Source organism: Dehalobacter sp. TBBPA1 (assembly GCF_040931655.1).
In the GTDB taxonomy this organism is placed as follows: domain Bacteria; phylum Bacillota; class Desulfitobacteriia; order Desulfitobacteriales; family Syntrophobotulaceae; genus Dehalobacter; species Dehalobacter restrictus.
In genome coordinates this window covers 2602983-2627927 of record NZ_CP162385.1, presented here as the reverse complement: position 1 = coordinate 2627927, position 24945 = coordinate 2602983, and the positions used below count along the sequence as shown (strand labels likewise).

The following is a 24945-nucleotide window of genomic DNA, read 5'->3' as shown; positions in this document are numbered from 1 at the left end:
ATTGCAACAGTGATAAGGGAATTCTCAGTAAAGGGGTGAGCATATGGCAAAGTTTAACGATGAAAAGAATCAACTGAAGTGTTCCTTTTGCGGTAAAACACAGGAACAGGTCAAGAAACTGGTAGCAGGTCCCGGGGTATACATTTGTGATGAATGCATCGAGCTCTGTAATGAAATCATAGAAGAGGAGCTCCAGGATGATGTAGGTTCAGAAATTGGAGAGATACCTAAACCAAAAGAAATCAGAAGTATTCTTGATCAATACGTTGTCGGTCAGGACGAAGCAAAAAAAGCATTATCTGTTGCAGTTTATAACCATTACAAGCGTATCAGCATTGGCATGAAGGTCGATGATGTCGAACTTCAGAAATCCAATATCATTATGCTCGGTCCAACAGGTTCCGGTAAGACGCTGCTTGCTTCTACACTGGCTAAAGTTCTTAATGTTCCATTTGCTATAGCGGATGCAACCTCACTGACGGAAGCCGGCTATGTGGGAGAAGATGTCGAGAATATTCTCCTCAAACTGATTCAGGCTGCTGATTATGATATTGAGAGGGCAGAGCGAGGGATCATCTATATTGATGAGATCGATAAGATTGCCCGGAAATCTGAGAATCCATCCATTACCAGGGATGTATCAGGTGAAGGTGTCCAGCAGGCACTGCTCAAAATTCTGGAAGGTACAGTAGCCAGTGTTCCTCCACAGGGAGGACGCAAGCATCCCCACCAGGAATTTATCCAGCTCGATACCACGAATATCCTGTTCATTGTTGGCGGGGCTTTTGATGGTATTGACAAACTGATTCAAAACCGTATCGGCAAGAAAGTGATGGGTTTTGGGGCGGAAATTCAAAAGAAAAATGAAAAGAACGTCGGGGAATTCTTAAGGCAGATCCTGCCGGTAGACCTCTTAAAATACGGATTAATCCCCGAGTTTGTCGGAAGACTTCCTGTCATTGTCACCTTGGATGCTCTGGATCAGGATGCGCTGGTCAGCATTTTGACCCAGCCCAAAAACGCCTTGGTCAAACAGTATGAAAAACTGCTGGAAATGGACGGCGTAGGGCTGGAATTCAAAGAAGATGCGCTTAAAGCCATTGCTGAAGAAGCGATTCGCCGTAATACGGGAGCGAGGGGCCTCAGGGCGATTATGGAAGAAATCATGCTGAATGTAATGTATGATATTCCAACCCGCTCGGATGTCACCAAGTGCATCGTTACCAAGGATACAATTCTTCAACGAATTGAGCCTGAGCTTATCACAGTGGATAGCAAGAAGGAAGAATCAGCTTAAACAGAATAAATCTAAACCTATGAGATACTGTTAATAGTTTTATGCTATTGGCAGTATTTTTTGTAAACTTAGGGTTTACGTCATGTACCCTAACCGCTCTTCGGCTATTGCGCCATCCTTGGCGCAATAGCCGAAAAGCGGTATTGTGGCTCACAGACTTACCCTCACATAATGGTAATGTAATATACAAAAATGAAAAAACAACAATTTGAGGATACTGTTCTAGTCGAACTTCGCTGCAGCAATGATTCTTACTGTCAGCACTGCAAAGCAATGGGACATTGCCGTTATGGCATCGTAAACGGAGCTGTAGGAAATTAAGAAATCATTCAGAAAATCATGTAAAAAATCATCCGGTAAATCATAATTTCTCCTGAGACGTTCAATGATGATTTTCCCTTCGGAGGCAGCCTGAGCAGGTGATAATAACTGCCAGTCCAATTGATCCATCAGATGGACATAGAGTGTAGCCGGGATCACAAGTTCCTCTTCGCATTCTATCTTTTTTAACCTGTTCAGGAACTTTTGCTTATCTAGTGATCCTGGTTTTCTCGATTCCGCTTGATTCGGAACTCCCGCTCGAGACTTAGATTCCTGACACAGGACACCGATACCCTTCTGGTATTCCTGCCAGAGGGTTTCTTCATTGATACCGAATCTTTTCAGGCGGTTCAGCAGACTGAACTGGTATTCCGGACAAAGACCGGTCTGCAGGAAAAGAGCCTCCTTCACAGCTTGTTTGACGGTAATTCCGATCAGTTCTCCCAATTTGCTGTGTTTGCCGGCATAGAAAAGCCGGGAGCCAGACTTGCTGTTGCAGATGATGACCGTCCCGTCTGTGCCTGATCCTGTGGCGATGCCTCTGGAGTAACAGCTGCCGGCCATAAGCTCCTGCAGGGCAGCCGTTTTGGCTTCTGTACAGGTCACAAGTGCTCGGGTCAGGGTCTCTTCCGGAAGATCGGCATTGATATACAGCAGAATATTAATCGTTCCAGCCGGAATGGTTACCGTTTCCCCCTGCCGTTCATGGAAGAAAGCGGGATCACAGATCCGGCCGCCGTTCATTTCGATGCCGCCGGTTACCACTGCGGTGACAGTTAGATCTTCGTAGCTTGCTGTCCGAATAGCCGCATTATTCATGGCAGCAGCCGTCAGAAGGCCTGCAGAGGCTTCAGGATCAAGACCCAATTCCGCGGCAATCAGCTTCATATGTTCCTCATAGACGGCTGGAGTGATGTCACACCTCAAACCCATCCCGGAATTAATATCGTGGTTAAAAACAAATTTCAGGTTTTCGCGGTAACCACCGTTTAAATGGGCGGTACTCAGGACCTTGCGGTCATCCTTGAAAGAAATAATGATACTGTCTTTATAGCGCTCAACAGTATCACCTGTTTCGTAAGTCCACAGAAGCAAATCATTTTCCTCCGATCCTACTTAATAGTTCCCGGATACTGCCGAACTTCTCTGCGCCGTGCTGCATCATGCCGGCAAGAAGGCTGTTAGCTTTGCCACCGGTAAAATCTCCTGTGTAATCCCACTGTTCTGATTCAGTTTCCACAATCATTACCTTTTTGTTTTTAAGGTGTAAGGCCACGGAAACCTGTTCTAAATTGACGATGTTCCCGTACCCGAAAGGGACAGACAAAACAATGATCAGGTCTGCTTCATTTAGAAGCTCTTCGTTCATGTTAAAGGCTTCGGCGGAGATGGGGGCAAAAGGAGCTTCTTCGGAAACGGCAATGCCGAGCTCTTTGGCTTTTTTCCAGTCCGAATCTCCAATGTTCAGGACGCCGCAGCTCACCTGATAACCGGCCTGAACCAATTGTTCCATCAGATAGACACCGCTTCCGCCACCGCAGAGTAAATGGATACGTATATCCCTGGCAGCCTCACTCCGGTCCTTTTTTTTACTTAACGGAATAATATTAAAGCGTCCGGTGATTTCATTCGTAGTAATCGCAACTTCGATATGGTAGCTATCCCGGATCTTCTGGGCTGTCAACACTTCAACAGGACTGCCATAAGCCACAATTCTGCCTTTATCGAGAAGAATGATTTTATGGCTGAACTGGGCAGCAAGGTTAAGGTCGTGCAAAACAGTAATCACGGTCAGGCCTTTGGTTTTATTCAAACGATCCAGAAGCTCCAGTAATTCGTATTGGTGCTGGATATCTAAATGAGAGGTGGGTTCATCGAGCAGCAGCACTTTGGGTTCCTGAGTTAAGGCTCTCGCCACAATGACTCTTTGCCGCTCGCCTCCGCTTAGTTCGTTCACAGAACGGTCCCTCAGATGCCAAACGTTTGTCAGTTCCATCCCCCATTGAGCAATCTCCATATCCTTTTCAGAATCGCCCTCAAATCTCTTTTGATGGGGCATTCTGCCCATCAGTACCGTCTCCATGACAGAAAAAGCAAAATCCCCTCCGGTATCCTGGGGGACCACTGCGATCGTTTTGGCAAGATCTTTTTTCCTAATCTTAAAAATATCCTGATCATCGAGCAGGACAACTCCTTTTTGGGGAGTAATTTCTGCGGTAATATTTTTCAGCAGGGTAGATTTGCCGGACCCGTTGGGGCCGATGATGGACACAAAGCTGCCCTTGCTGATTTCCAGACTTAAGTCTTCCAGAATATTTTTACTGCCATAGGTGAATGTAAGGTTGCTGGCAATGATTGAAGAATCCACTTATATTACTCTCTCTTTCTTTTTCTTCAGCAGATAGATGAAGAAGGGTCCGCCAAAAAGCGCAGTGATGACACCAACAGGGATTTCCTGTGAACCCAGGCATGTCCTGGCAATCGTATCGGTAATCACCAAAAAGGTCCCACCCACCAGAAAGGAGAGTGGAAGCAGAACCCGGTGATCCGGACCAACCATAATCCTGACAATATGCGGAACGATCAGTCCGACAAAACCAATGGAGCCGCAGGATGCCACGGCTCCCGCTGTTGTCAGGGAGGTGGCCATCAGCAGAATGATTTGCAGTTTCCCAAGATTGATGCCAAGATGCTGGGCGGTACTGTCGCCGAATACCATCGCATTCATTTCCTTCGCTAAAGCGAATAAGACAATTACGCCAATAAGGATAAACGGCGCGGCAAGTTGGATATGCTCCCAGCTCTTGTTGGCAAAACTGCCCATGAGCCATAGATAAATTTTATCGATATCATCCGTATTCAAAACCATCAGGAAAGACATGACTGCTGACAGGAACGCACTGAGTGCGACCCCTGCCAGCAGCAGTGTCGTGACAACGACTTTTTTCCCGACTTTGGCTAGGGAGTAGACAATCCAGGTTGTCAGAAAAGCACCGATAAAACTGAAAACAGGAATTTCGATCATGCCCAGGAAACCGCCTGCTCCGGTGATGATGGCGACCGTCGCACCCAAACCTGCTCCGGAGGATACACCCATTACGTAAGGATCGGCCATCGGGTTTTTGAAAAAACCCTGCAGGGTGCCTCCGATGACGCCCAGAGCTCCGCCAACCAAAGCTGCCAGAATGACCCTCGGAACACGCAGAGACCAGATAATCGTTTGATGGACATGGGAATAGTCTTCAGCATGAAACCAGTGATTCAATAAAGGTACTTTGCTCATGATAATTCCGGCGCTCTCTTTAAACGAAATATCTGCTGAGCCGACCGTTGTGCAAAAAATGCCCACAGCAATCAAAAACAAGGTGAAGCAGATCAGCAGGTACTTCCAACTTTTCCGGTTGTTTAAAACATTCATGATCAATAGCACCGTTAATTTCCAAAAACTTCAGGATGAATAATTTTTGCGATTTGCTCCAGACCGTCGATGACTCTTGGGCCTGAGCGGCTGATCAGGTTGTCGTCGACAGCATATACCTTGTTATCTTTCACCGCACTTAAGACTTCATAGCCGGTCCTGTTTTGGATATCCGCAGGGGTATGGGCATGAGTATTGATGATGTAATAATCCGGATCGGCTTGGAGCAGACTTTCCATGCTGTAATTATAAAATTTTTCAGTATTGCCGGCAGCAATATTGACGCCTCCGGCAACTTCGATAAGGTTATTGACAAAACTGGTTGAACCGGCCGACATTAGAGGATCGTCCCAAATTTCCACAAACACGGTCGGCTTGGCGACGTCTTTGAGTTTGGAGGTTATATTTGTCATTCTGGTTCTCATATCTGCAGCGACTTTCTTGGCTTCTGCTTCCTTACCGGTCAGAGAACCGGCCAATTCGATATTGCTGATAACCTGGTCGATCGTATCGGCATCGAGTACAACAACCGTCACCTTCAGCTCTTCAAGCTTCTTGATGACATCTTCCTGCACGCCGGCTGCAATAAAGACCATATCGGGCTCGGCGGCGACAATCGTTTCCAGATTCGGGTTCTTAAACCCGCCCATTTTTTCTTTAGTCAACGCTTGTTCGGGATAATCACAGTAATCGGTTACACCGATAATTTCCTGATCAAGGCCAATGGCAAAAAGTATTTCAGTAATAGCAGGGGCTAAAGAAATAATTTTCTGGGGGTAGGCGTCAAGGGTGATCTGTCTGCCCATCGTGTCTGTAAACGTTTTTCCCTTCAAGGCTTGCTCATTTTGCGCTGAGCAGCCTGTGGCCAGTCCAAGGGCCAGGGTAAGCACCAGGAGCAGAATCAGCAGTAGTGCAGTTGGTTTCTTCTTCATAATCATTTCTCCTTTGTTTCGATTCTTTTTAATAAACAAAATAAAAGTCTCTTATATTCTAAGAGACTTTCCCATTCTAAGTCGTTTAATCATTGAAGGAAGTGTTCTTACCATTACATCATCTTCCCAATCCTAGGCAGGTCTCCTGGCTTACGGGTCATTCTCCTCCCGGCCTTCCCAGATCATATCCAGTGGCATTCGGAATTCGTCTCCGCATACAGTGGTGGGTCCGCGCCGGTTTCCCGGTCTTCCCTATTCTCCTCATCCTGAGGCACCTGGGATTAATCATTCATTTCTCATTTCCCTACGCTAACAATATTGCATAGAAGAAACTTTTTGTCAATCTGAATTTTTTTTAGGAACCCTTCCGGCTTTTCGGACGCTTTCCCGCAGGAGATATTCAATGTGAGCGTTGACGCTCCGGAATTCGTCGGACGCCCATTCTTCAATAATGCTGAATAGCTTTGGATCGATACGCAGCGGAAAGTTCTTCTTGTCTGCCATTATCCTGCTCCTGCCGACGCTTTTTAATACAGGGTGCCGGTATTGAGTACTGGCTGAGCTGAACGGTCGGAGACAATTGCCACAAGTAGATTGTTGATCATTGCCATCTTGCGTTCGTCGTCAAGTTCAATTGTCCCGCTGTTTTCCAACTGCTGAATGGCCATCTGGGCCATTCCGACAGCACCTTCCACAATTTTCTGACGGGCGGCCAGGATTGCGTTGGCCTGTTGCCTCTGAAGCATGGCGCTCGCAATCTCGGTGGCATAGGCCAGGTGGGTCAGGCGGGCTTCAATTACTTCCACGCCGGCAAGTGTAAGGCGTTCCTGAAGTTCCTTCGCAATCTCTTCGGCTACTTCCTCGGTGTTGCCCCTTAAGGAAACGTCACCTTCTTCATAATTGTCATAAGGATATTTGGTTGCAACATGGCGCAATGCTGTCTCACTTTGGATTTCTACAAACTGTTCATAATTGTCAACATCAAATACAGCTTTAGCCGAGTCAACCACTTTGATGACGACAACCGCAGCAATTTCAATCGGATTACCGTCGACATCATTGACTTTCAAACGCTCACTGTTGAAGTTGCGGACTTTTAGAGAAATCTTTTTTGCGGCAACGAACGGAACCGTCATCCAGATGCCAGGTTCGCGAATGCTGCCGATATAGCTGCCGAAGAAGGTCAGTACTTTGGCTTGATTTGGCTGGACAATCTGGATGCCGGTTGAGACAATCAGTGCCAGAAGAAGCAGAATCACTGCCAGGACGATATTCGTGAATCCTGTTTCTTGGACTGAGGCGACAATATTAAATGTTGCAGCAGCCAAAAGGGCTAAAAAAATGAGAATGCCTAAGAACCCGTTAATTTTCCATACTTTTTTTTCGATCATAGTTTATCATCCTTTCTTGGAGAAAAATCCAGTCGATCGAACTGGACCAACCAACTGGATCAAACATTTAATTGATATAATAATGATATCACTTTAATATGATTAATGCAACTGGTTCCGCGGGTGACTTTGGCAATATGTTTTGAATCTTCCGATCTGGTAAATACTACATAGAGAGTCTTGAGCAGGAGGTACAGGAATGGAAGGTTTAGGGTTTGGGTCACTACTGGCGATGATTCAGCTGGCTTTTGTATTGGTTGTCGGAATTTATTTCTGGACGATGTTAAGGCAGCAGTACTCGACGAGATCTGCTGTGGAGAAGGAGTCCGTGAAACAAAAAGAAAAGCTGCAAAGAATGCGTAAAATATCTTTGACGATCCCGCTGTCGGAAAAGACCAGACCGGAAGTCTTTGCGGAGATCATTGGACAAAAAGAAGGCGTGAAAGCACTTCGGGCTGCTTTGTGCGGGCCGAATCCCCAGCATGTCCTGCTGTACGGGCCTCCGGGCGTTGGTAAAACAGCCGCAGCTAGGCTTGTCCTTCAAGAAGCTATGAAAAATTCGCTCTCACCGTTTAAAAGTGAGGCAAAATTTATTGAAATTGACGGTACGACGGCTAGATTCGATGAGAGAGGGATCGCTGACCCGCTGATTGGTTCTGTCCATGATCCGATTTATCAGGGAGCTGGCGCCATGGGGATGGCGGGAATACCGCAGCCTAAGATGGGTGCAGTCACCAAAGCCCACGGTGGGATTCTTTTTATTGATGAAATTGGTGAACTTCACACTATCCAAATTAATAAACTGCTTAAAGTAATGGAGGACCGCAAGGTTATTTTGGAAAGCTCGTACTACAGCTCTGAGGATAGCAATGTCCCTGAGCACATCCACGATATTTTCCAAAACGGCTTGCCGGCAGATTTTAGAATGATCGGTGCGACGACCAGAAGGCCGGAGGAAATACCGGCGGCAGTACGCTCACGCTGTATGGAAATTTTCTTCAGGGCGCTTCAGCCGGAAGAAATTGCAGTCATCGCCAAAAATGCTGCCGAAAAAATTGATATAGAGATCACAGACAAAGCATTGGAAGTTCTTAAAAAATACGCCACGAACGGCAGAGAAGCTGTCAATATCGTGCAGCTGGCGGCCGGAGTCGTTCAAAATGAAGGCCATCGCTGTATCGATGAGGAGAATATCGAATGGGTGGTTACAACCGGACAATACACGCCAAGACCGGAGAAAAAAATTCCGCCTTTCCCCCAGATAGGATTGGTCAATGGCCTAGCAATCTACGGAGCAAACCTTGGCATGCTCCTGGAAATCGAGGTCACAGCCTACCCGGTAAGGAACCGTAAGGGAGAGCTCTATGTAACCGGAATTGTTGAAGAGGAAGAATCAGGTTATGAGGGTAAAAAAACGCGCCGGAAAAGTATGGCGCGCTCCTCGCTGGAAAATGTTCTGACCGTGCTTTGCCGGGAGCATAGGATTGAACCGCGTCATTACGATATCCATGTCAATTTCCCCGGGGGAGTTCCAATGGATGGTCCGTCTGCAGGGACAGCAATGGCGACCGCGGTGTATTCAGCAATTAAGAAATGCAAGGTAGACAATACCGCAGCTATGACCGGGGAGTTATCGATCCGGGGCAGAGTAAAACCTGTTGGCGGGATCAGTGCCAAAATTGAGGCAGCCGTCCAGTCAGGGTGTAAAAAAGTATTTATTCCGCAGGAAAACTGGCAGGCCAGGTTTGCTCACTGGGAAAAGGACATCCAGATCATTCCGGTGGAAACGCTCGATGAGATATTGAATGCAGTACTGCAACCTGTTCTGCCGATCACCGACATGGTCGAAGTGGATTTGTCGGAAAAGGAGGTGTCGCTGAATAAAGTGCTGAAAAGGATAAAAATTCCATCCGGCAATTTGCATGAACAAGGTAAACCGTGTTAAAATATAGCACTGGCAAGTCTTTTGAGGGGAGATAAATTATGCAAGAAAGAGAGATACCGATCCTTCCGCTTAGAGGAATCCTTGTCTTTCCCTATATGGTGATTCACCTTGATGTTGGCAGGGAAAGATCCATGGCAGCTATTGAGGAAGCAATGCTCTTGGATCGCCAGATTCTTCTACTATCGCAAAAGGAAATGGAAATAGACAGTCCGACGATTGATGATCTGTATACAGTTGGCACAATTGTCGATATTAAACAGCTTTTGAGACTTCCCGGCGGGACAATGCGCGTTCTCGTCGAGGGGATCTGCCGTGCCGAGGTCAAAGAATTTTTGGCGGAAGATCCTTTCTTTAAAGCGCAGGTAGAAAGATTCTCCGGTAATGAGCGTATGACCCCCGAATTGGAGAATATGACCAGAAGTCTGACCCACCAGTTTGAGGAATATGCGCGTCTCAGCAAAAAAGTATCCCCCGAAGCGATTGGATCGGTGCTTGCTGTAAAAGAGCCCGGTCGGATGGCTGATTTGGTGGCTTCCCACCTGAATTTAAAGATAGAGGATAAACAGGTGGTTCTTGGCGCGATTGATGTAAGCGAACGTCTGGAAAAGCTCACCGAACTGATCATGCGTGAAATCGAGATTCTCGAGCTGGAAAGACGCATTGGGCTCAGGGTCCGAAAACAGATGGAAAAGGCCCAGAAAGAATATTACCTGCGGGAGCAGATTAAAGCGATCCAGAAAGAACTGGGCGACAAGGATGAAAAACAGGCTGAAATTGAAGAATATAAAGAGAAGATCGAAAAGGCGAATCTGACGGATGAGGCCAGGGAAAAGGCCTTGAAAGAACTGGATCGCCTCGAAAAAATGGCTGCAGCTTCCGCTGAAGGAACCGTTGTCCGGACGTATATTGACTGGATCATCGCACTCCCCTGGAATAAGGCGAGCAGGGACAAAGGGGATATGCATAAGGCTGAAAAAATATTGGAAGAAGACCACTATGGTCTGGAGAAAGTCAAAGAGCGGATCCTGGAGTATCTTTCTATCCGTAAACTCACGCCAAATATGCGCAGCCCGATACTTTGCTTTATCGGACCGCCCGGAGTAGGTAAAACCTCACTCGCGAAATCCATTGCGAGGTCTCTGGACCGCAAGTTCGTCAGAATGTCCTTGGGCGGCGTTCGCGATGAGGCGGAGATCAGAGGTCACCGCCGGACGTATATCGGCGCATTACCCGGCAGGGTGATCCAGGGGATACGCAAGGCGGAAACGAAAAATCCGGTCTTCCTATTTGATGAAATTGATAAAATGTCTTCAGACTTTCGCGGGGATCCTGCTTCTGCCATGCTTGAAGTGCTTGATCCGGAGCAGAACCATTCCTATGCGGACCACTATCTGGAGGTTCCATTTGATCTTTCCAAAGTGCTGTTTATCATGACAGCCAACTATATCGAAAATATCCCGCGTCCGCTTCTGGACAGGATGGAAGTCATTCATTTAAGCGGCTATACCGAAGATGAAAAAGTCAATATTGCGGTTCGGCACCTCGTACCGAAACAGATGAAAGTGCATGGGTTGAAAGAGATTGTTGTCCGGATGGATAGCGCCTGCGTCCTGAAGATTGTCCGGGGTTATACCAGGGAATCCGGAGTCAGGAATTTGGAACGCGAAATTGCTAATGTGTTGCGTAAAGTAGCGGTCCGTGTCGTGAAAAAGGAATGGGAGCCGAGGACGCTGACACCGGAAGATATTGAAACCCTGCTCGGAGCCCCCCGCTATTTTTACCGAACAGTGGGCTTCGAACCGGAGATCGGCGCTGCCGTCGGCCTGGCTTATACTGAAGTCGGAGGAGATGTACTGACCATTGAAGCTACGCCTCTGGCAGGCAAAGGAAGACTGACGCTGACTGGAAAACTCGGCGATGTGATGAAAGAATCGGCGCAGGCAGGATTGACATTTGTCCGTTCCCAGGCTGAGAGCTTAGGGATTAGCAAGGATTTTTACGATCAGCTTGATTTGCACATTCATGTGCCGGAGGGAGCTGTACCGAAGGACGGACCGTCCGCCGGCATCACGATGGCGACGGCAATGGCTTCGGCGCTTTCTTCCAGAGCTGTCCGTCAGGATGTTGCGATGACCGGAGAGATCACCCTACGCGGCAATGTGCTGCCGATTGGCGGACTGAAGGAAAAGGTGCTGGCCGCACACAGGGCGGGTATCAAAACGATTATTCTTCCCGAAAAGAACCTAAAGGACCTGGAAGAAATTCCGGAAGAAATCAGGAAAGAACTGGAATTCCGTTTTGTCAAACGAATGGAGGAAGTTCTGGATATAGCCCTTCTTCCGGTTTCTAAATCACAAGAATTCCTGCCGCAGCTGCCGGTCTATAACACGGATTTTACGCAGCCTGAAAGCAGGCCGTTGTAAGCAGCTCAAATAATCTGCTGCTAAACAGGTTTCAGTCTTATATACCGGCAGACGGGAGACAGAGGGGCGTTTTAGTATCTTGTTTCAGAGGAAACAAATAAAACGTCCCTCTGTGTTTTCCTTTGTTTTCTAACTGCTTAGTCGGTCTCCCGATGTATTTGTCTCCCTTGGATTTATCCCGATTTTGGAGTACAATATTAGCTGTTGATGTTTAAGGACATCGTTGGGACATAACATAATTGGGATATTGTACTCACGATGTTCCGTTGAGGTGATAGTGTGATTTTTCGTAAAGCTGAATTTATGATTTCGGCAGTGAAGCCGCAGCAGTATCCTGAGGGAACAAGGCCGGAGCTGGCTGTCTCAGGCCGTTCCAATGTAGGAAAGTCTTCTTTGATCAATAAACTTGTCAATCGAAAGGCACTGGCCAAGGTCGGCAAAACGCCCGGCAAAACGCAGACGATCAATTTTTTTAATATTAATGATGAATGGTATCTTGTTGATTTACCGGGTTATGGCTATGCAAAAGTGCCTCAGGAGACCCGAATGCAGTGGGGGAAGATGATGCAGACGTACTTTCGTCTGCGTGAAAATTTGAAAGGCGTCATTCAACTGGTTGATATCCGCCATCAGCCGACCGAGGAAGACAGGCTGATGATCGAAATGCTTAAGGTCAACAACATACCTGTTCTGGTGGTAGCGACAAAAGCAGATAAGATTGCGAGGGGACAACGACCCAAATATCTCAAAATCATTGCGGAATCTTTCAAAATGTCGGACTGGAAGACGATTATTCCTTTTTCTTCAGAGGACGGTACCGGCCTTCAGGAATTGAATCAGGCCATGGATGATATTATTTTTCCCGATACGGAAGACAAGCCCGGAGAGTGATCCGGAAGAATAATTGATGAAGAAGAGCAATAGATTTTGAAGAGTAATGCAAAATAAAACATAGAATAATTTAAGAATTATATGGAAAATAATAACATTAATAGCTTTGAAGTAATAGTTTAAGAAAAATAGTTTATTGAGCTAAACGGGAGAGAAAAAATGATCGATATAATTTTTTTGGTTGTCAGTCTGGGTATTATTCTTCTCGGTGCAGAAGTGTTTACAAACGGAATAGAGTGGCTTGGCAGGAAGCTCAATCTGGGTGAAGGGGCTGTTGGCAGTATCTTTGCCGCGGTAGGAACCGCTTTGCCTGAAACATTGATTCCAATTCTCGCGATTCTAACTTCCAGTGGTGCAAGCGGGCACGACATTGGAATAGGGGCAATTTTAGGAGCGCCGTTTATGCTTGGAACACTTGCTTTTTTCGTCACAGGGATTGCTGTGCTGATTTTCCGAAGAACAAACAGACCGATGTATATTCATCCGGAAGTCATTGAGCGGGATCTAAAGTTCTTTCTGATTGTCTATTTACTCGCAATCGTTGCTTCTTTTTTACCGACACACTCTTTGAAAATGCTGATCGTGATTGTTCTTGTGGGGGCTTATTGTGCCTATGTTTACCGGACAATTAAATCAAGCCATGGTGAAGCGAATTTAGAAGAGGAACTTCCTGTGTGCTACTTTTCCCGCAGGGGGGAGCCTAGACTGATTGTCATATTTGTTCAGATCATAGCTGCGCTTGCAATTATCATTGCAGGCGCGGAGCTGTTCATTAATTCTGTTCAGGCTGTATCGACGGCTGCCGGAGTCCCTGTGTTCATCCTGGCAATTATCATTACGCCGATTGCAACTGAACTGCCGGAGAAATTTAACAGTGTTCTCTGGGTGCGTCGTGGTAAGGACACATTGGCCATGGGAAATATCACCGGAGCAATGGTCTTCCAGAGCTCGGTCATTCCGGCAATTGGCATTTCGCTGACCTCCTGGGTTCTGGAACCGCTGGCCCTGGTCAGTGCGCTGCTTGCCCTAGCCTCCGCATCCCTTCAGTATTTCATCATCGTCAAAACAAAAACCCTCTATCCTGCAATCCTGATGATTGGCGGGGTATTCTATGCGGTCTTCTTATTCCTTTCCCTAAGAGCGATTTAATTCCGAGCGGAAGATATCACAGAAAAAAATAGACAAATGTTCCCAAAACTATGAATAAAGGTTATCCCGGTTTTAATATATTATAATAGGATAATATATGAAACCGGGTGATTTTTTATGGGAACAAGCATTCTAAAAGGCATTACCATAGGTCTGCTCGTCACGGTTCTGACCCTCCTGGCTGTACTGGTCACAACGCTGACTGGAATTGATGAAAAGATCATCGCCTATCTTGTGGATTTTGGTCTTTTGCTGAGTTGCCTGGTAGCCGGTTTTCGAGCCAGCAGAGACTCCGGCCGGCTGCTTCCTGCAGGACTGGCTGCCGGGGGATATGCTGTGGTTGGCATACTGCTTTTGGCTCTTTATTTTCCGATTGAAAGCCTTGGCGCCGTCAAAATCATTTCCGAGGGAATAGGTCTTGGATTGCTGGCAGGGGTACTCGGTACAGGTTTTCTTGGTTCCGAGCCTGTCTCTTATGAACGGCTAAACAGTATATCGCATCCAAACAGTCTGCGGCCATCTAAATGGCCGTTAGAGGAAGACCGGAAATCCACAACTGAGATTCGGAGAAATTCCAGTTGGTACGGTGAAGACCCGAATGCGGAAAGGGCCCGGATCTACGAACTGTGCAGCAAAAAACCGAAACTCACGGAGGAAGAAGAAGCTTTCAACTGGTGGGAAGTCGAAACCAAGAGGCAGCTTCGGCGACGGTAACTATACAATCTAAAAGCGTTGACTTCATTTAAGCTTCTTTTCCACTTGCATTGTTTCAGGGTGAACGAGCAAGAGGGAAGAGGTTTTTTCTTCATTGAAAGAAGTTTTAGTATAGGTAATCCATATACAGGAAAAGCTAAGCCGAATGATGAGTGCCGCGGCGGACAGAGTAAGAAATGAAAGCAATTGGATAGCTGAAAACAGGGGTGCCAGTGACAATGATGACGAAAAGAGAAAAAATCCTCCTATTTTTCTTATTGACTTTTATTCTTCTGCTCAGGCTCTATCACATAAATGTCGGTCCTGTTGAAATTGAGGAGAGCTGGCGGCAGGCTGACACAGCATCAATCGCCAGGAATTTCGCAGGTTATGACTTTCATCCGTTTCACCCCAATTTGAACTACGACGGGCCGTTTCCAAATATTCCGGCGTTGGAAATTCAAGTTACGACCTATCTGATCGCGATCCTGTACAAAGTATTCGGCTATCATTATTTTCTGGCAAGGGCTGTTCCGATTGCTTTTTTTTTGATCTCAGCCCTGTACCTGTATCTGCTGGCACGCCTGTATCTGGGGTGGAATGGAGCAGCTTACAGTCTCCTGATTTATGGGGTCCTACCGATTAATCTGTATTATTCCCGGGCGATTATGCCGGAGTCCGCAGCCCTGATGTTCTGGATCGGAGGATTTTACTATTTTAACCGATGGATTATCAAGCAAAATAATTGCAGGGAGCATCAAAGAAACGATCATCAGAATCACGGAAATAATAGGAATGGTGATGTAAATGATCACGGGTATAGCGATCTGATAAGCAAATACGGTTTGCTTATTTTAAGCTCATTTTTTTTAGCTCTGGCAATCATGACCAAACCACCTGTGATTTTTATTGGAATACCCATGATATATCTCTGTTTTAAGTATTATGGGCGGAAATGGCTGAAAATGCGTGTTTTTTGGATATACGGCTTCATTACGGCAGCGCTTCCAGCCTGCTATTACTATTTCAGTACTACCGCTGCGGAGTATAAATTTACGCTGGGCATTACCCGTAATATTATTTTTAAGCAAGCGGTTACCACCTTTTACAGTCCGGAAGCACTTGACTTTTACACGGTAAATTTGCCGAGGGCCCTTGGCATAAGCGGGTTGCTTCTTTGCCTCGCAGGAATATTTTTTTTGAGGGGAAAGCAAAAAGTATTTTTGGTCTGGTTTATCGCTATGATTTTCGAGGCAATCTTGATTGTAAGCGGGATCCGGGCATTTTATTACCTAATATTTTTGATGGTACCGTGCTGTTTGCTGGCCGGTAATCTTTTGGCCAGGGCGGCCGCGGGTCCAGTTGGAAAAATTGCAGGAGTGGTATTGGTACTGCTCTTAATGAAGGAAAGTTATGACCTGGTTAAACCGATGTTCACCATCAACACGGTGATGGCGCAACAAGTAAACGTAGTAAAGCAGCTGACGGTTCAGGACGATCTCCTTGTGGTCGGTTCTCTGGATCCGTGTCTGCTGGACTTAACGGACAGAAGAGGTTGGCGGTACAATCTTAGGCTGTATGCTGCAACACCCAAAGATCCTATTCAGGAACTGGATGATTATATTGCAAGAGGAGCCAAATATTTTGTGCCAATTCAGGGGAAAATATATGGGGATCAGGATGAGAAGCTGTTGAGCTATATTGAAGGAGAATATCCGAAGCTCGAGGTCGTACAGGGTTACCCAATTTATGTACTAAAGTGAGCGGTGATTACTTATCCGCAAACGTACATTTATCTTTTGGCAATACTGCCTGGAGGGGGCAAATGATATGAAGGTTCTGATTGGCCTACCCGCCTATAACGAAGCAGCCGGGATTACTCATTTATTTAACAGCATTGCATCCTACCGAGAGGTCAGCCGGTATAATATTCAGGTCCTGCTGGTGGATGACGGCAGCAACGATAATACTGCAAAAATTGTAAGCACTTACGCCCAGGATCATGGTTATGTAACGCTGGTCAGGCACCACGGAAACAAGGGCCTCGGAGAAGCCGTCAAAACAATTTTGCGTTATGCGCTGGAAAACCTGAAGGATGACGATGTCCTGGTTACCATGGATGCCGACAATACCCACAGCCCTTTGCTGATTGAGAGCATGATTGAAACGCTGAACAGTCGGGATCTTGACTTGGTTGTGGCCTCCAGATTTACTTCGGGAGGATATGAAATTGGGCTGAAAACCTTACGAAAGTTATTCAGCCGGGGTGCCAGGTGTTTCTTTAAATTGTTTTTCCGCATCAGAAACCTTAATGACTACTCATCTGGCTACAGGGCATACCGGGTGAGAATAATCAGAAAGGCGCAGGAACGCTGGAAAGAGCTGATTACGACCAACGGATTTGACTGCATGGCTGAGATCGCTGCTAAATTCAGCAGGATGGGGGTTAAAGCCGGGGAGGTACCGCTTATTCTTCATTATCAACAGAAAGAAGGGGCCAGCAAAATGCAGGTGTCAAAGACAGTAAGAGGTTACTTTGCGCTGCTGGCTAAGGTGAGATAAACGGATGATTTATTTGCTGGCCTTGATTTCCATTGCTTTGGGATCGACCGGGCAGTTTGTTCTTAAGCTGGCGGCAGGGGAACTTCGGCCGGCCAGCGGAATCTGGAACCTTATTTATTCGATGATCAGCCTGAAGATGGTCTTTGCTGTAAGCTGTTTTGTTTTCAGCATGCTGATGTGGATATTTGTCCTGAGAAAGCTGGAACTCAGTATTGCTTATCCAATGGTCAGTCTGGGCTATATCCTGGTGATGCTGCTTTCCTTTTTCTTTCTTCAGGAACAGGTTTCAGCCGCCAAGGTCGGCGGGACTTTATTGATTGTGGCAGGGGTCATCGTACTAAACATGAAGTAATGTCCCGCTTAAAGAATTTCTGATAAAAAGATTACCTGAGTCCATTGAACGGACTCAGGTAATCTTTTTATTGTCTGATGTGTTAAATCTATTCGTTTTCTAAATCTTTTTTTAAAAGGAATATCATGTTGGGGCTTGAATCTTAGGCTTCATTGTTCTTTTCGGACGCGCTTTTACGGCCATTTCCTTGTAGTTGGGCGGTTTGTTGGTTGCTTCTCTGGCAGCAGTGTCTTTCTTGTTTGCGTCCTTGATTGCTTCGCTGTTTACTTCCTGAATGATGACCAGAATCATTGGACGTCTGCCGGTTCTCTGATAGAGGTGTTTTCCAACGATATCTTTGACCTTGTTTTTAATTGGTGCCCATTGGTTAATACCCTTTTGCTGGCATTCCTGCATAGCCTCTCGGATCAGGTACCTGACTTCGCTGATAATTTCTTCCGACTCCCGCACATAAATAAACCCGCGGGTCACGACATCAGGTCCTGCAACCAATGCACCGGTCGGACGGCTGACAGTCAGAACAGCAATCAATATTCCATCCTGCGATAACTGTTTACGGTCACGCAGTACAATATTGCCGACATCACCAATCCCGAAACCATCGATCAGAACTCTGCCTGCTGGAATACTTTCGGCCATTTTAGCGCCCTCGTCCGTAAATTCCAGAACACTGCCGTTTTCGGCAATAAAGATATTTTCTTTAGGGATGCCGACCTGCTGCGCGAGTTCTGCGTGCTTGACAAGCATGCGGTACTCACCATGCACAGGAAGGAAGTATTTCGGTTTCACCATGCTGAACATTAGTTTAAGTTCTTCTTCGCTGGCATGCCCCGAAACGTGCATTCCTGAAATCTGCTCATAGATGACATGCGCACCGAGTTTGAGCAGTTGGTCGATATTGCGGGAAATGGCTTTCTCATTACCAGGAATCGCGCTGGCCGAAATAATGACCGTGTCGTTCTCACTGATTGAGATCTGGCGGTGGTCGCCGCTGGCTATTCTGCTTAAGGCTGACATCGGTTCCCCCTGGCTGCCTGTGGTCAGGATGCAGAGCTGGTTGCCGGGATAATCCATTGCCTTGTCTACCTCAATCAGGGTTCCCTCCGGTATATCAAGATAACCCAGATCCATCGCAATATTAATGACATTGACCATGCTTCGTCCGATCGCAGCAACTTTGCGTTGGCATTTGACGGCAGCGGAAATCGCCTGCTGCAGCCTGTTGATATTTGAAGCAAAACTAGCAAAGATAATCCGTCCTTCGGCGTGGAAAAAGGCTTCATCAATATTTTGGCCGACAGACCGCTCGGACATGGTAAAGCCAGGACGGTCGACATTCGTGCTGTCGGACATCAGGCACAGAACGCCGTGTTCCCCTAATTCGGTAAATTTGTGTATATCCAGGACATCGCCGCTGACAGGCGTATGGTCGAGCTTAAAGTCTCCAGTATGGACAATGGTGCCAATCGGTGTATGGATTGCCAGGCCGACAGAGCCCGGAATACTGTGGCTGATGTTGATGAATTCAACCCGGAAAGCGCCGAGCCGGACCGTGTCATTCGGATGAATGACGTTGAGTGTCGCTTTCGTAATATTTGCTTCCTTCAGCTTGGACTGAATCAGGCCAATTGTAAGGCGTGTCCCATAAACAGGGACATTAAGATCCTTCAATAGATAAGGGAGAGCCCCAATATGATCTTCATGGCCATGGGTAATGAGTATCCCTGCAACCATTGCCTGGTTCTCAACCAAATATGTATAGTCCGGAATCACGATGTCAATACCTAAGAGGTCTTCATTTGGAAATGTCAGACCCGCATCAACCAGGACAATTTTATTATTATACCGGATGACGGTCATGTTCTTGCCGATTTCCCCGAGACCTCCGAGGGGAATAATTTGCAGTTTGTTCTCTTTTGTCAAAAACTTTTACCTCCATATTTTGTGTTGTGTCAAACAAGCAGAAAACAAGCCAAAATACGGTTAAACCCAAACGCCCCGGTGTTTAAGCATATTTCAGCAATTTTTTATTAGCCGTTCTGAGGCACATTAATTATTATTATATCACGTATTTGTGTTTTTAAACAAACATTGCCTGGGAAACCTTTCAGCTAATACGAATTTGAATGGGATCCTTTACTTAAAACCTTTTGACTTTTTTTTACTGCCTCAGTATAATAAAGAAAACTTCGCCGGCACCAAGTCTTTGGTGGTCACTTCTTGCCATCCTCGGCATCACGACACTAAGCCATCCGTGGTTGTCGGCAGCATTAGCTGCACTTAGATGTAACAGAAAGTAAGTATTCATTCTGACATACTAAAGGAAACTTGGCTGTCACCAAACCTTTTGTTGTTGGCGGCGGCATAGAATTGCAGTATAGAATTTAGAGTGGAATTGGCAGAGGGGCTGAAAGATTTCCCGATTCATTGCCGGCTGGAACTGTACAATCGTATACTATTCCGGTATGAAGTATGTTATGTGAGTCTTTCGTCCTTTGGGCCGGAAGATTTTTTTGGTTCGAAAGGAGCCTTTTTATGAGTGAGGATCAACAGATGGCCAAAATATATGATCCTGGCCAGGTAGAGGAAAAATGGTATCAGTATTGGGAACAGAACGGATTTTTTACGCCAAAAGTTGAACCGGAGCAGAAACCTTTCAGCATTGTGATGCCGCCGCCGAACGTAACCGGGTCTTTGCATCTCGGACACGCGATGGATAACACGCTGCAGGATATTCTGGCCCGTTATAAAAGAATGCAGGGATATAATACGTTATGGCTTCCCGGGACAGACCACGCGGGCATTGCCACCCAGGCCAAAGTTGAGGAACAGCTGGCCAAAGAAGGAACGAACAGACACGAACTTGGAAGAGAGAAATTTCTGGAAAGAGTCTGGGCCTGGAAGGAACAGTATGGCGGTACAATTACCCGTCAGCTGCGCAAACTAGGTGCTTCCTGTGATTGGTCACGGGAACGGTTTACCATGGACGAAGGATGTTCCAAGGCTGTAAGAGAAGTCTTTGTCAACCTTTACAACAAAGGACTGATTTATAGAGGGAACTATATTGTTAACTGGTGCTCCAAGTGCCATACGACCATTTCGGATATTGAAGTCGAGCATAATGAACGGGAAGGAAACCTGTGGCATATCCGTTATCCGGCAGCGGATGGCGGAGAAGGCGTTGTTGTGGCGACGACCCGTCCGGAAACGATGCTCGGAGACGTGGCGGTTGCCGTTCACCCTGAGGATGAACGGTACCGGCATCTTGCAGGAAAGAATGTGATCCTTCCTTTAGTGAAAAGAGAGATTCCGGTGATTACCGATGAATATGTCGAGAAGGAATTTGGCACCGGCGCGGTCAAAATTACGCCTGCGCATGACCCAAATGACTTTGAGATGGGGCTCCGCCATAATCTGGAGCAGATTAATATCATGAACAGCGATGCCACCATCAACGAAAATGGCGGCAAATACCAGGGACTGGATCGTTACGAAGCACGCCGCCGGATTGTCAAAGATCTAGAAGAGCTTGGCCTTTTGGTTAAGATAGAACCGCATACCCATGCAGTGGGGGAGTGTTACCGCTGTTCCACAGTGGTTGAACCTCGAGTCAGCAGGCAGTGGTTTGTGAAGATGCAACCTTTGGCAGAACCGGCGATTAAAGTCGTGCAGGATGGCGATCTACAGTTTGTGCCCGACCGTTTTGCCAGGATCTATACAGGCTGGCTGGAAAATATTCGGGATTGGTGTATATCGCGGCAGCTCTGGTGGGGTCATCGTATTCCGGTTTGGTATTGTCAGGATTGCGGAGCTGAAATTTGCGTGAAAGAGGATCCGACGGCATGTCCGAAATGCGGAAGCCATCACCTGCAGCAGGATCCCGATGTTCTGGATACGTGGTTTTCTTCAGCACTCTGGCCATTCTCAACCATGGGATGGCCCGAAAATACCGCTGAACTGAAACAGTTTTATCCGACGAGTGTTCTGGTTACCGGCAGGGATATTATTTTCTTCTGGGTAGCCCGGATGATTTTTATGGGACTGGAATTCCGGGAAGATGTTCCGTTTCACAAGGTGATGATTCACGGGTTGATTCTTGACCCGCAGGGGCGCAAGATGAGTAAATCACTTGGCAACGGTGTCGACCCGATCGAAGTCATTAATCAATATGGCGCGGACACCCTGAGGTTTATGCTGATCACCGGCAACACCCCGGGTAATGATCTGAGATTCCATTTCGAAAAATTAGAGTCCACCAGAAACTTTTTGAATAAAATCTGGAATGCCTCCCGCTTTGTGCTGATGAATCTGGAGGACTATCAATCGGAAGCTAAGGAACAGCCTGCCGGACCGTACGTTGCTGAGCTTACCCTGGCAGACAAATGGATCCTGTCACGCTATGAAGATACGGTTCAGAATGTCACGGCTGCTTTAGAGCGCTTTGACCTTGGGGAAGCCGGCAGACTGCTCTATGAATTTATCTGGAATGAATATTGTGACTGGTACATCGAGCTGACTAAAAAACGACTTTATATGAAAGAAAACCAGTCTGAACGCCAGACCGCCCAGCGCATTCTCTTTGAAGTGCTGGAAGGTACAATGAGACTGATTCACCCGTTTATGCCGTTCTTAACTGAGGAGATATGGCAGCATCTGCCCATCAAAGGAAGGACGATTATGCTCAGCTCCTGGCCGCAGGTTGAAGGATATCGCAACGAGCAGGTTGAAAAAGATATGAATGTTCTGATGGATATTATCCGGGCAGTGCGCAATATCCGGGCGGAGATGGGTGTCGCTCCGGGCCGCAGGGCAGATATCCTGCTCGTAGCTCCCGAAAAAGATATGCTCTCGGTTCTACAAAGCGGTCTTGCGGATATCCGGCAGCTTGCAGTTGCGGAAAACATCACAATTTTACAGCAGATGGAGAATAAGCCGCCGCAGTCCGCCAGTACGGTTCTTACTGGTGTTACCGTTTATATACCACTGAAAGGGCTGCTTGATTTGGACAAAGAAGTGGCCAAGGTCCGCAAGGAAATCGAAAATATGATCAAGGAACAGAAAAGGCTGGAAGACAAGCTCGGCAATCCAGGGTTTACCTCGAAAGCGCCGGAAGTGGTCGTTCAAAACGAAAAAGAGAAACTGGATGATATCATGGTCAGAATGCGTTCTCTAAAACTCAGATTATCCGATTTAAGCGAAGAGCTTGAATAAATCTGCAAAGGATTAAGGATAATGACGGAATACGAAAAGACATTGGAATATATTAAGAATCTGACAAAGTTCGGTATTAACCTCGGACTAGAGCGGATTAAGGCTTTGCTGGATCGTCTGGATCACCCGGAAAAGAAATTGAAAGTGATTCATATCGGCGGCACCAACGGGAAAGGATCGACGACGGCAATGCTTCAGTCGATTATGAAGCAGGCCGGTTATTGCGCGGGAATGTTTACATCCCCCCACCTTCATGATTTTCGGGAAAGAATCACGATAAACGGAGAGATGATCTCACCGGAAGATGTGGTTTCAGGGATCAATAAGTTAAAACCCCATCTGGAGGAAATGGAGCGTCTCGGGATTGAACATCCGACCGAATTTGAAGTCTGTACGGCACTGGCCCTGTGTTATTTTGCCGAAAAACAACCCGATCTGGTCCTTCTGGAGGTTGGTCTCGGCGGTGAAATTGATTCCACCAACGTCGTTACCCCTTTAATATCTGTGCTGACCAGTATTGGCATGGATCACATGGATTATCTTGGAGATACGCTTCAAGCAATTACTGGGGTAAAGGCCGGTATTATTAAGGATGGCGTTCCAGTGGTCACTTCCTCGGACAAGCCGGAAGTTTTGAAGGTTATCGAGGAACGAGCTGCCCAAAAAGGATCCAGGATGATTGAGGTAGGCCGCGATGTACATTGGCGGCACCCGGGTGATGGTTCGCAGCGTTTTGGCTATGAAGGCTTGTACTGGTCTTATCCGGATCTGGAGCTCGCGCTTCTTGGGGAACACCAGTTTACCAATGCAGCGGCTGCACTAGCTGTCTGTGAAGTATTGGTTGGAACGTATTTGCTGAATATATCTGAAAGTGCCGTCAGGGAAGGTCTCAAAGCAGTCCGCTGGCCGGGCAGGCTGGAACTTTTGCTGCGGAATCCGAGAGTTCTTCTGGACGGAGCACATAATGCCGATGGGATGATGTCTCTGGCTAAGGCGCTGCAGCAGTACGCCGACGGACCTTTGAAAAGAAACAGGCTGTTGCTTTGTCTTGGCATGCTCAGGGACAAAGAAATAGAAAAAGCCGTTGAGATTATCGCACCGCTGGCCGATGAAATCATCGTGACCAAGCCGGATTCCCCAAGGGCTGGTGACTGGGAGTATGTAGCCAGAATCGCGGAGAAGTATCTAGTGCAGGAAAACGTATCGACGGTTGAAGATCCTGCGGGAGCAGTAAGAAAAGGGCTTGAAAGAATGAAGCCGGGTGATTTGCTTTGTGTCACCGGCTCCTTGTACATGATCTCCGGGGTAAGAAAATTTTTACTGGATCATTATACGCATCAGGAATAATCCCACTTCACGCAATTTCTGCCGTGTTTTTTGGCTTGGTACAAGCAGGCATCGGCTTTTTCCAATATGCTGTGACAGTATTCGTAATTGGCCGGTATCATACTGTATCCGCCCACACTGACGGTCAGAGCAGCGTGGCTGCCGGCGGGATTGTTGAACAGTTGGGATATACTGACATGGTAACGTATTTTTTCGGCAATTTCACTTCCGGCAGCAGCATCCGTATCCGGAAGAATCACCACAAATTCCTCTCCGCCATACCTGGCCAGAAATTCGTGAGGTTCATTCAAGCATGAGCGGATGATCTGGGCAACTTTAACAAGCGCTTCATCGCCTTTGGAGTGCCCATGCTGGTCGTTGAATTTCTTAAAGAAATCAACATCAATCATGATCAGCGAAAGCGGACGCTTGTTGGTGGCTGCAAAGCCAAATTCGGCAGCAAGTTTTTCTTCAAAAAATCGCCGGTTTGGGATCTCAGTAAGACCGTCCAGGTGAGACATTCTTTCCAAGAGTTTTTGCTGATGGATGAACCGTAAAGTGTTCTTGACCCGGGCCTGAATGATTGTTGGCTTAAAAGGTTTGGTGATATAATCTACAGCACCCAAATTAAACCCTTTTTCTTCATCTTCAATGGAGTCAAGGCTTGTCAGGAAAATAACGGGGATGTTCCTGGTCCGTTCATCGTATTTTAGCTGTCTGAGAACTTCATAACCATCCATTTCCGGCATTACGATATCCAGCAGGATCAGGTCAGGAGAGCACCTTCTTAGCAATTCCAGGGCTTGTCTGCCGTTTCTGGCAGAAAGAAACTGATATTCGGCTAAAGTTTTTTTAAGAAAAATAAGATTAAAGTCCTGATCATCCACTGCAAGAATCAAATATTCTTCCATATCGGCATATCCTTCCTTGGGATACTTATTTTTCCAGGAAATATTATAACATATTATGGAACTAAAATTTATTTTTTTTTTGCACAATATTTAAGCGCTGATCATATTACCATGTACTAATTA

At 46.7% G+C, this 24945-nt stretch carries 20 protein-coding genes and 1 riboswitch; of the genes, 11 read left to right on the top strand and 9 right to left on the bottom strand.

Annotated elements, in window-relative coordinates:
* Positions 1-43 precede the first annotated feature (43 nt).
* Positions 44-1297: an ATP-dependent Clp protease ATP-binding subunit ClpX gene (gene clpX / locus AB3489_RS12915; protein ID WP_019224764.1), complete on the top strand. Its 1254-nt coding sequence runs from the start codon at positions 44-46 to the stop codon at positions 1295-1297.
* A 222-nt stretch (positions 1298-1519) separates the two neighbouring features.
* Here clpX and AB3489_RS12910 read toward each other — a convergent pair whose 3' ends face one another.
* The 6 genes from AB3489_RS12910 to AB3489_RS12885 all read right to left on the bottom strand — a co-directional run bounded on the left by AB3489_RS12910 (position 1520) and on the right by AB3489_RS12885 (position 7359).
* On the bottom strand, positions 1520-2713 hold the full coding sequence (locus AB3489_RS12910) for an adenosylcobinamide amidohydrolase (protein ID WP_368293223.1): 1194 nt from the start codon (positions 2711-2713) through the stop codon (positions 1520-1522).
* Between the two features lies 1 nt (position 2714).
* Complete coding sequence (locus AB3489_RS12905; RefSeq protein WP_368293222.1) at positions 2715-3986, bottom strand: heme ABC transporter ATP-binding protein; 1272 nt, start codon at positions 3984-3986, stop codon at positions 2715-2717.
* Complete coding sequence (locus tag AB3489_RS12900) at positions 3987-5036, bottom strand: FecCD family ABC transporter permease (RefSeq protein ID WP_368293221.1); 1050 nt, start codon at positions 5034-5036, stop codon at positions 3987-3989. It abuts the gene before it with no gap.
* A gap of 14 nt (positions 5037-5050) precedes the next feature.
* Positions 5051-5968, bottom strand: coding sequence for an ABC transporter substrate-binding protein (locus tag AB3489_RS12895; protein ID WP_368293220.1), 918 nt, complete (start codon positions 5966-5968; stop codon positions 5051-5053).
* 117 nt (positions 5969-6085) lie between these two features.
* A riboswitch (cobalamin riboswitch) is annotated at positions 6086-6262 on the bottom strand.
* A gap of 45 nt (positions 6263-6307) precedes the next feature.
* The gene (locus AB3489_RS12890) at positions 6308-6472 is read right to left on the bottom strand and encodes a toxin-antitoxin system HicB family antitoxin (protein ID WP_368293219.1); all 165 of its coding nucleotides are present in this window, start codon (positions 6470-6472) and stop codon (positions 6308-6310) included.
* A 23-nt stretch (positions 6473-6495) separates the two neighbouring features.
* Complete coding sequence (locus AB3489_RS12885; RefSeq protein WP_368293218.1) at positions 6496-7359, bottom strand: SPFH domain-containing protein; 864 nt, start codon at positions 7357-7359, stop codon at positions 6496-6498.
* A gap of 199 nt (positions 7360-7558) precedes the next feature.
* Here AB3489_RS12885 and lonB point away from each other — a divergent pair, with 199 nt between their 5' ends.
* The 8 genes from lonB to AB3489_RS12845 all read left to right on the top strand — a co-directional run bounded on the left by lonB (position 7559) and on the right by AB3489_RS12845 (position 17374).
* Positions 7559-9304, top strand: coding sequence for an ATP-dependent protease LonB (gene lonB / locus AB3489_RS12880; protein WP_368293217.1), 1746 nt, complete (start codon positions 7559-7561; stop codon positions 9302-9304).
* Between the two features lie 38 nt (positions 9305-9342).
* Positions 9343-11727 (top strand): endopeptidase La, encoded by a 2385-nt coding sequence (gene lon / locus AB3489_RS12875; RefSeq protein ID WP_368293216.1) that lies wholly within the window; start codon positions 9343-9345, stop codon positions 11725-11727.
* Positions 11728-12006: 279 nt separating this feature from the next.
* Positions 12007-12618 (top strand): ribosome biogenesis GTP-binding protein YihA/YsxC, encoded by a 612-nt coding sequence (gene yihA / locus AB3489_RS12870; RefSeq protein WP_368293215.1) that lies wholly within the window; start codon positions 12007-12009, stop codon positions 12616-12618.
* 159 nt (positions 12619-12777) lie between these two features.
* The gene (locus AB3489_RS12865) at positions 12778-13767 is read left to right on the top strand and encodes a sodium:calcium antiporter (protein ID WP_368293214.1); all 990 of its coding nucleotides are present in this window, start codon (positions 12778-12780) and stop codon (positions 13765-13767) included.
* 117 nt (positions 13768-13884) lie between these two features.
* Positions 13885-14481: a hypothetical protein gene (locus tag AB3489_RS12860; RefSeq protein WP_368293213.1), complete on the top strand. Its 597-nt coding sequence runs from the start codon at positions 13885-13887 to the stop codon at positions 14479-14481.
* Between the two features lie 218 nt (positions 14482-14699).
* Positions 14700-16223 (top strand): ArnT family glycosyltransferase, encoded by a 1524-nt coding sequence (locus AB3489_RS12855; RefSeq protein ID WP_368293212.1) that lies wholly within the window; start codon positions 14700-14702, stop codon positions 16221-16223.
* Between the two features lie 67 nt (positions 16224-16290).
* On the top strand, positions 16291-17022 hold the full coding sequence (locus AB3489_RS12850; RefSeq protein WP_368293211.1) for a glycosyltransferase family 2 protein: 732 nt from the start codon (positions 16291-16293) through the stop codon (positions 17020-17022).
* Positions 17023-17026: 4 nt separating this feature from the next.
* The gene (locus tag AB3489_RS12845) at positions 17027-17374 is read left to right on the top strand and encodes an EamA family transporter (protein WP_019224778.1); all 348 of its coding nucleotides are present in this window, start codon (positions 17027-17029) and stop codon (positions 17372-17374) included.
* A 123-nt stretch (positions 17375-17497) separates the two neighbouring features.
* On the opposite strand, the gene AB3489_RS12840 is transcribed toward AB3489_RS12845, so the two are convergent.
* Together AB3489_RS12840 and AB3489_RS12835 are read right to left on the bottom strand one after the other, a co-directional pair.
* A complete protein-coding gene (locus tag AB3489_RS12840) occupies positions 17498-19297 on the bottom strand; it encodes a ribonuclease J (RefSeq protein ID WP_025206126.1) in 1800 nt (599 codons plus the stop codon).
* Positions 19298-19535: 238 nt separating this feature from the next.
* Positions 19536-19682, bottom strand: a complete 147-nt coding sequence (locus AB3489_RS12835) for a hypothetical protein (protein WP_368293210.1) — start codon at positions 19680-19682, stop codon at positions 19536-19538.
* 227 nt (positions 19683-19909) lie between these two features.
* Between AB3489_RS12835 and AB3489_RS12830 the strand changes: the two genes are divergently transcribed.
* Together AB3489_RS12830 and AB3489_RS12825 are read left to right on the top strand one after the other, a co-directional pair.
* Positions 19910-22585 carry a valine--tRNA ligase gene (locus AB3489_RS12830; RefSeq protein WP_368293209.1) on the top strand — a complete coding sequence of 892 codons (2676 nt, stop codon included), beginning with the start codon at positions 19910-19912 and terminating at the stop codon, positions 22583-22585.
* Between the two features lie 21 nt (positions 22586-22606).
* Positions 22607-23932 (top strand): folylpolyglutamate synthase/dihydrofolate synthase family protein, encoded by a 1326-nt coding sequence (locus tag AB3489_RS12825; RefSeq protein WP_368293208.1) that lies wholly within the window; start codon positions 22607-22609, stop codon positions 23930-23932.
* Here AB3489_RS12825 and AB3489_RS12820 read toward each other — a convergent pair.
* Entirely contained in the window at positions 23923-24822 is a 900-nt protein-coding gene (locus tag AB3489_RS12820; RefSeq protein WP_368293207.1) for a diguanylate cyclase, read from the bottom strand. The genes AB3489_RS12825 and AB3489_RS12820 overlap by 10 nt on opposite strands.
* Positions 24823-24945: the final 123 nt, after the last annotated feature.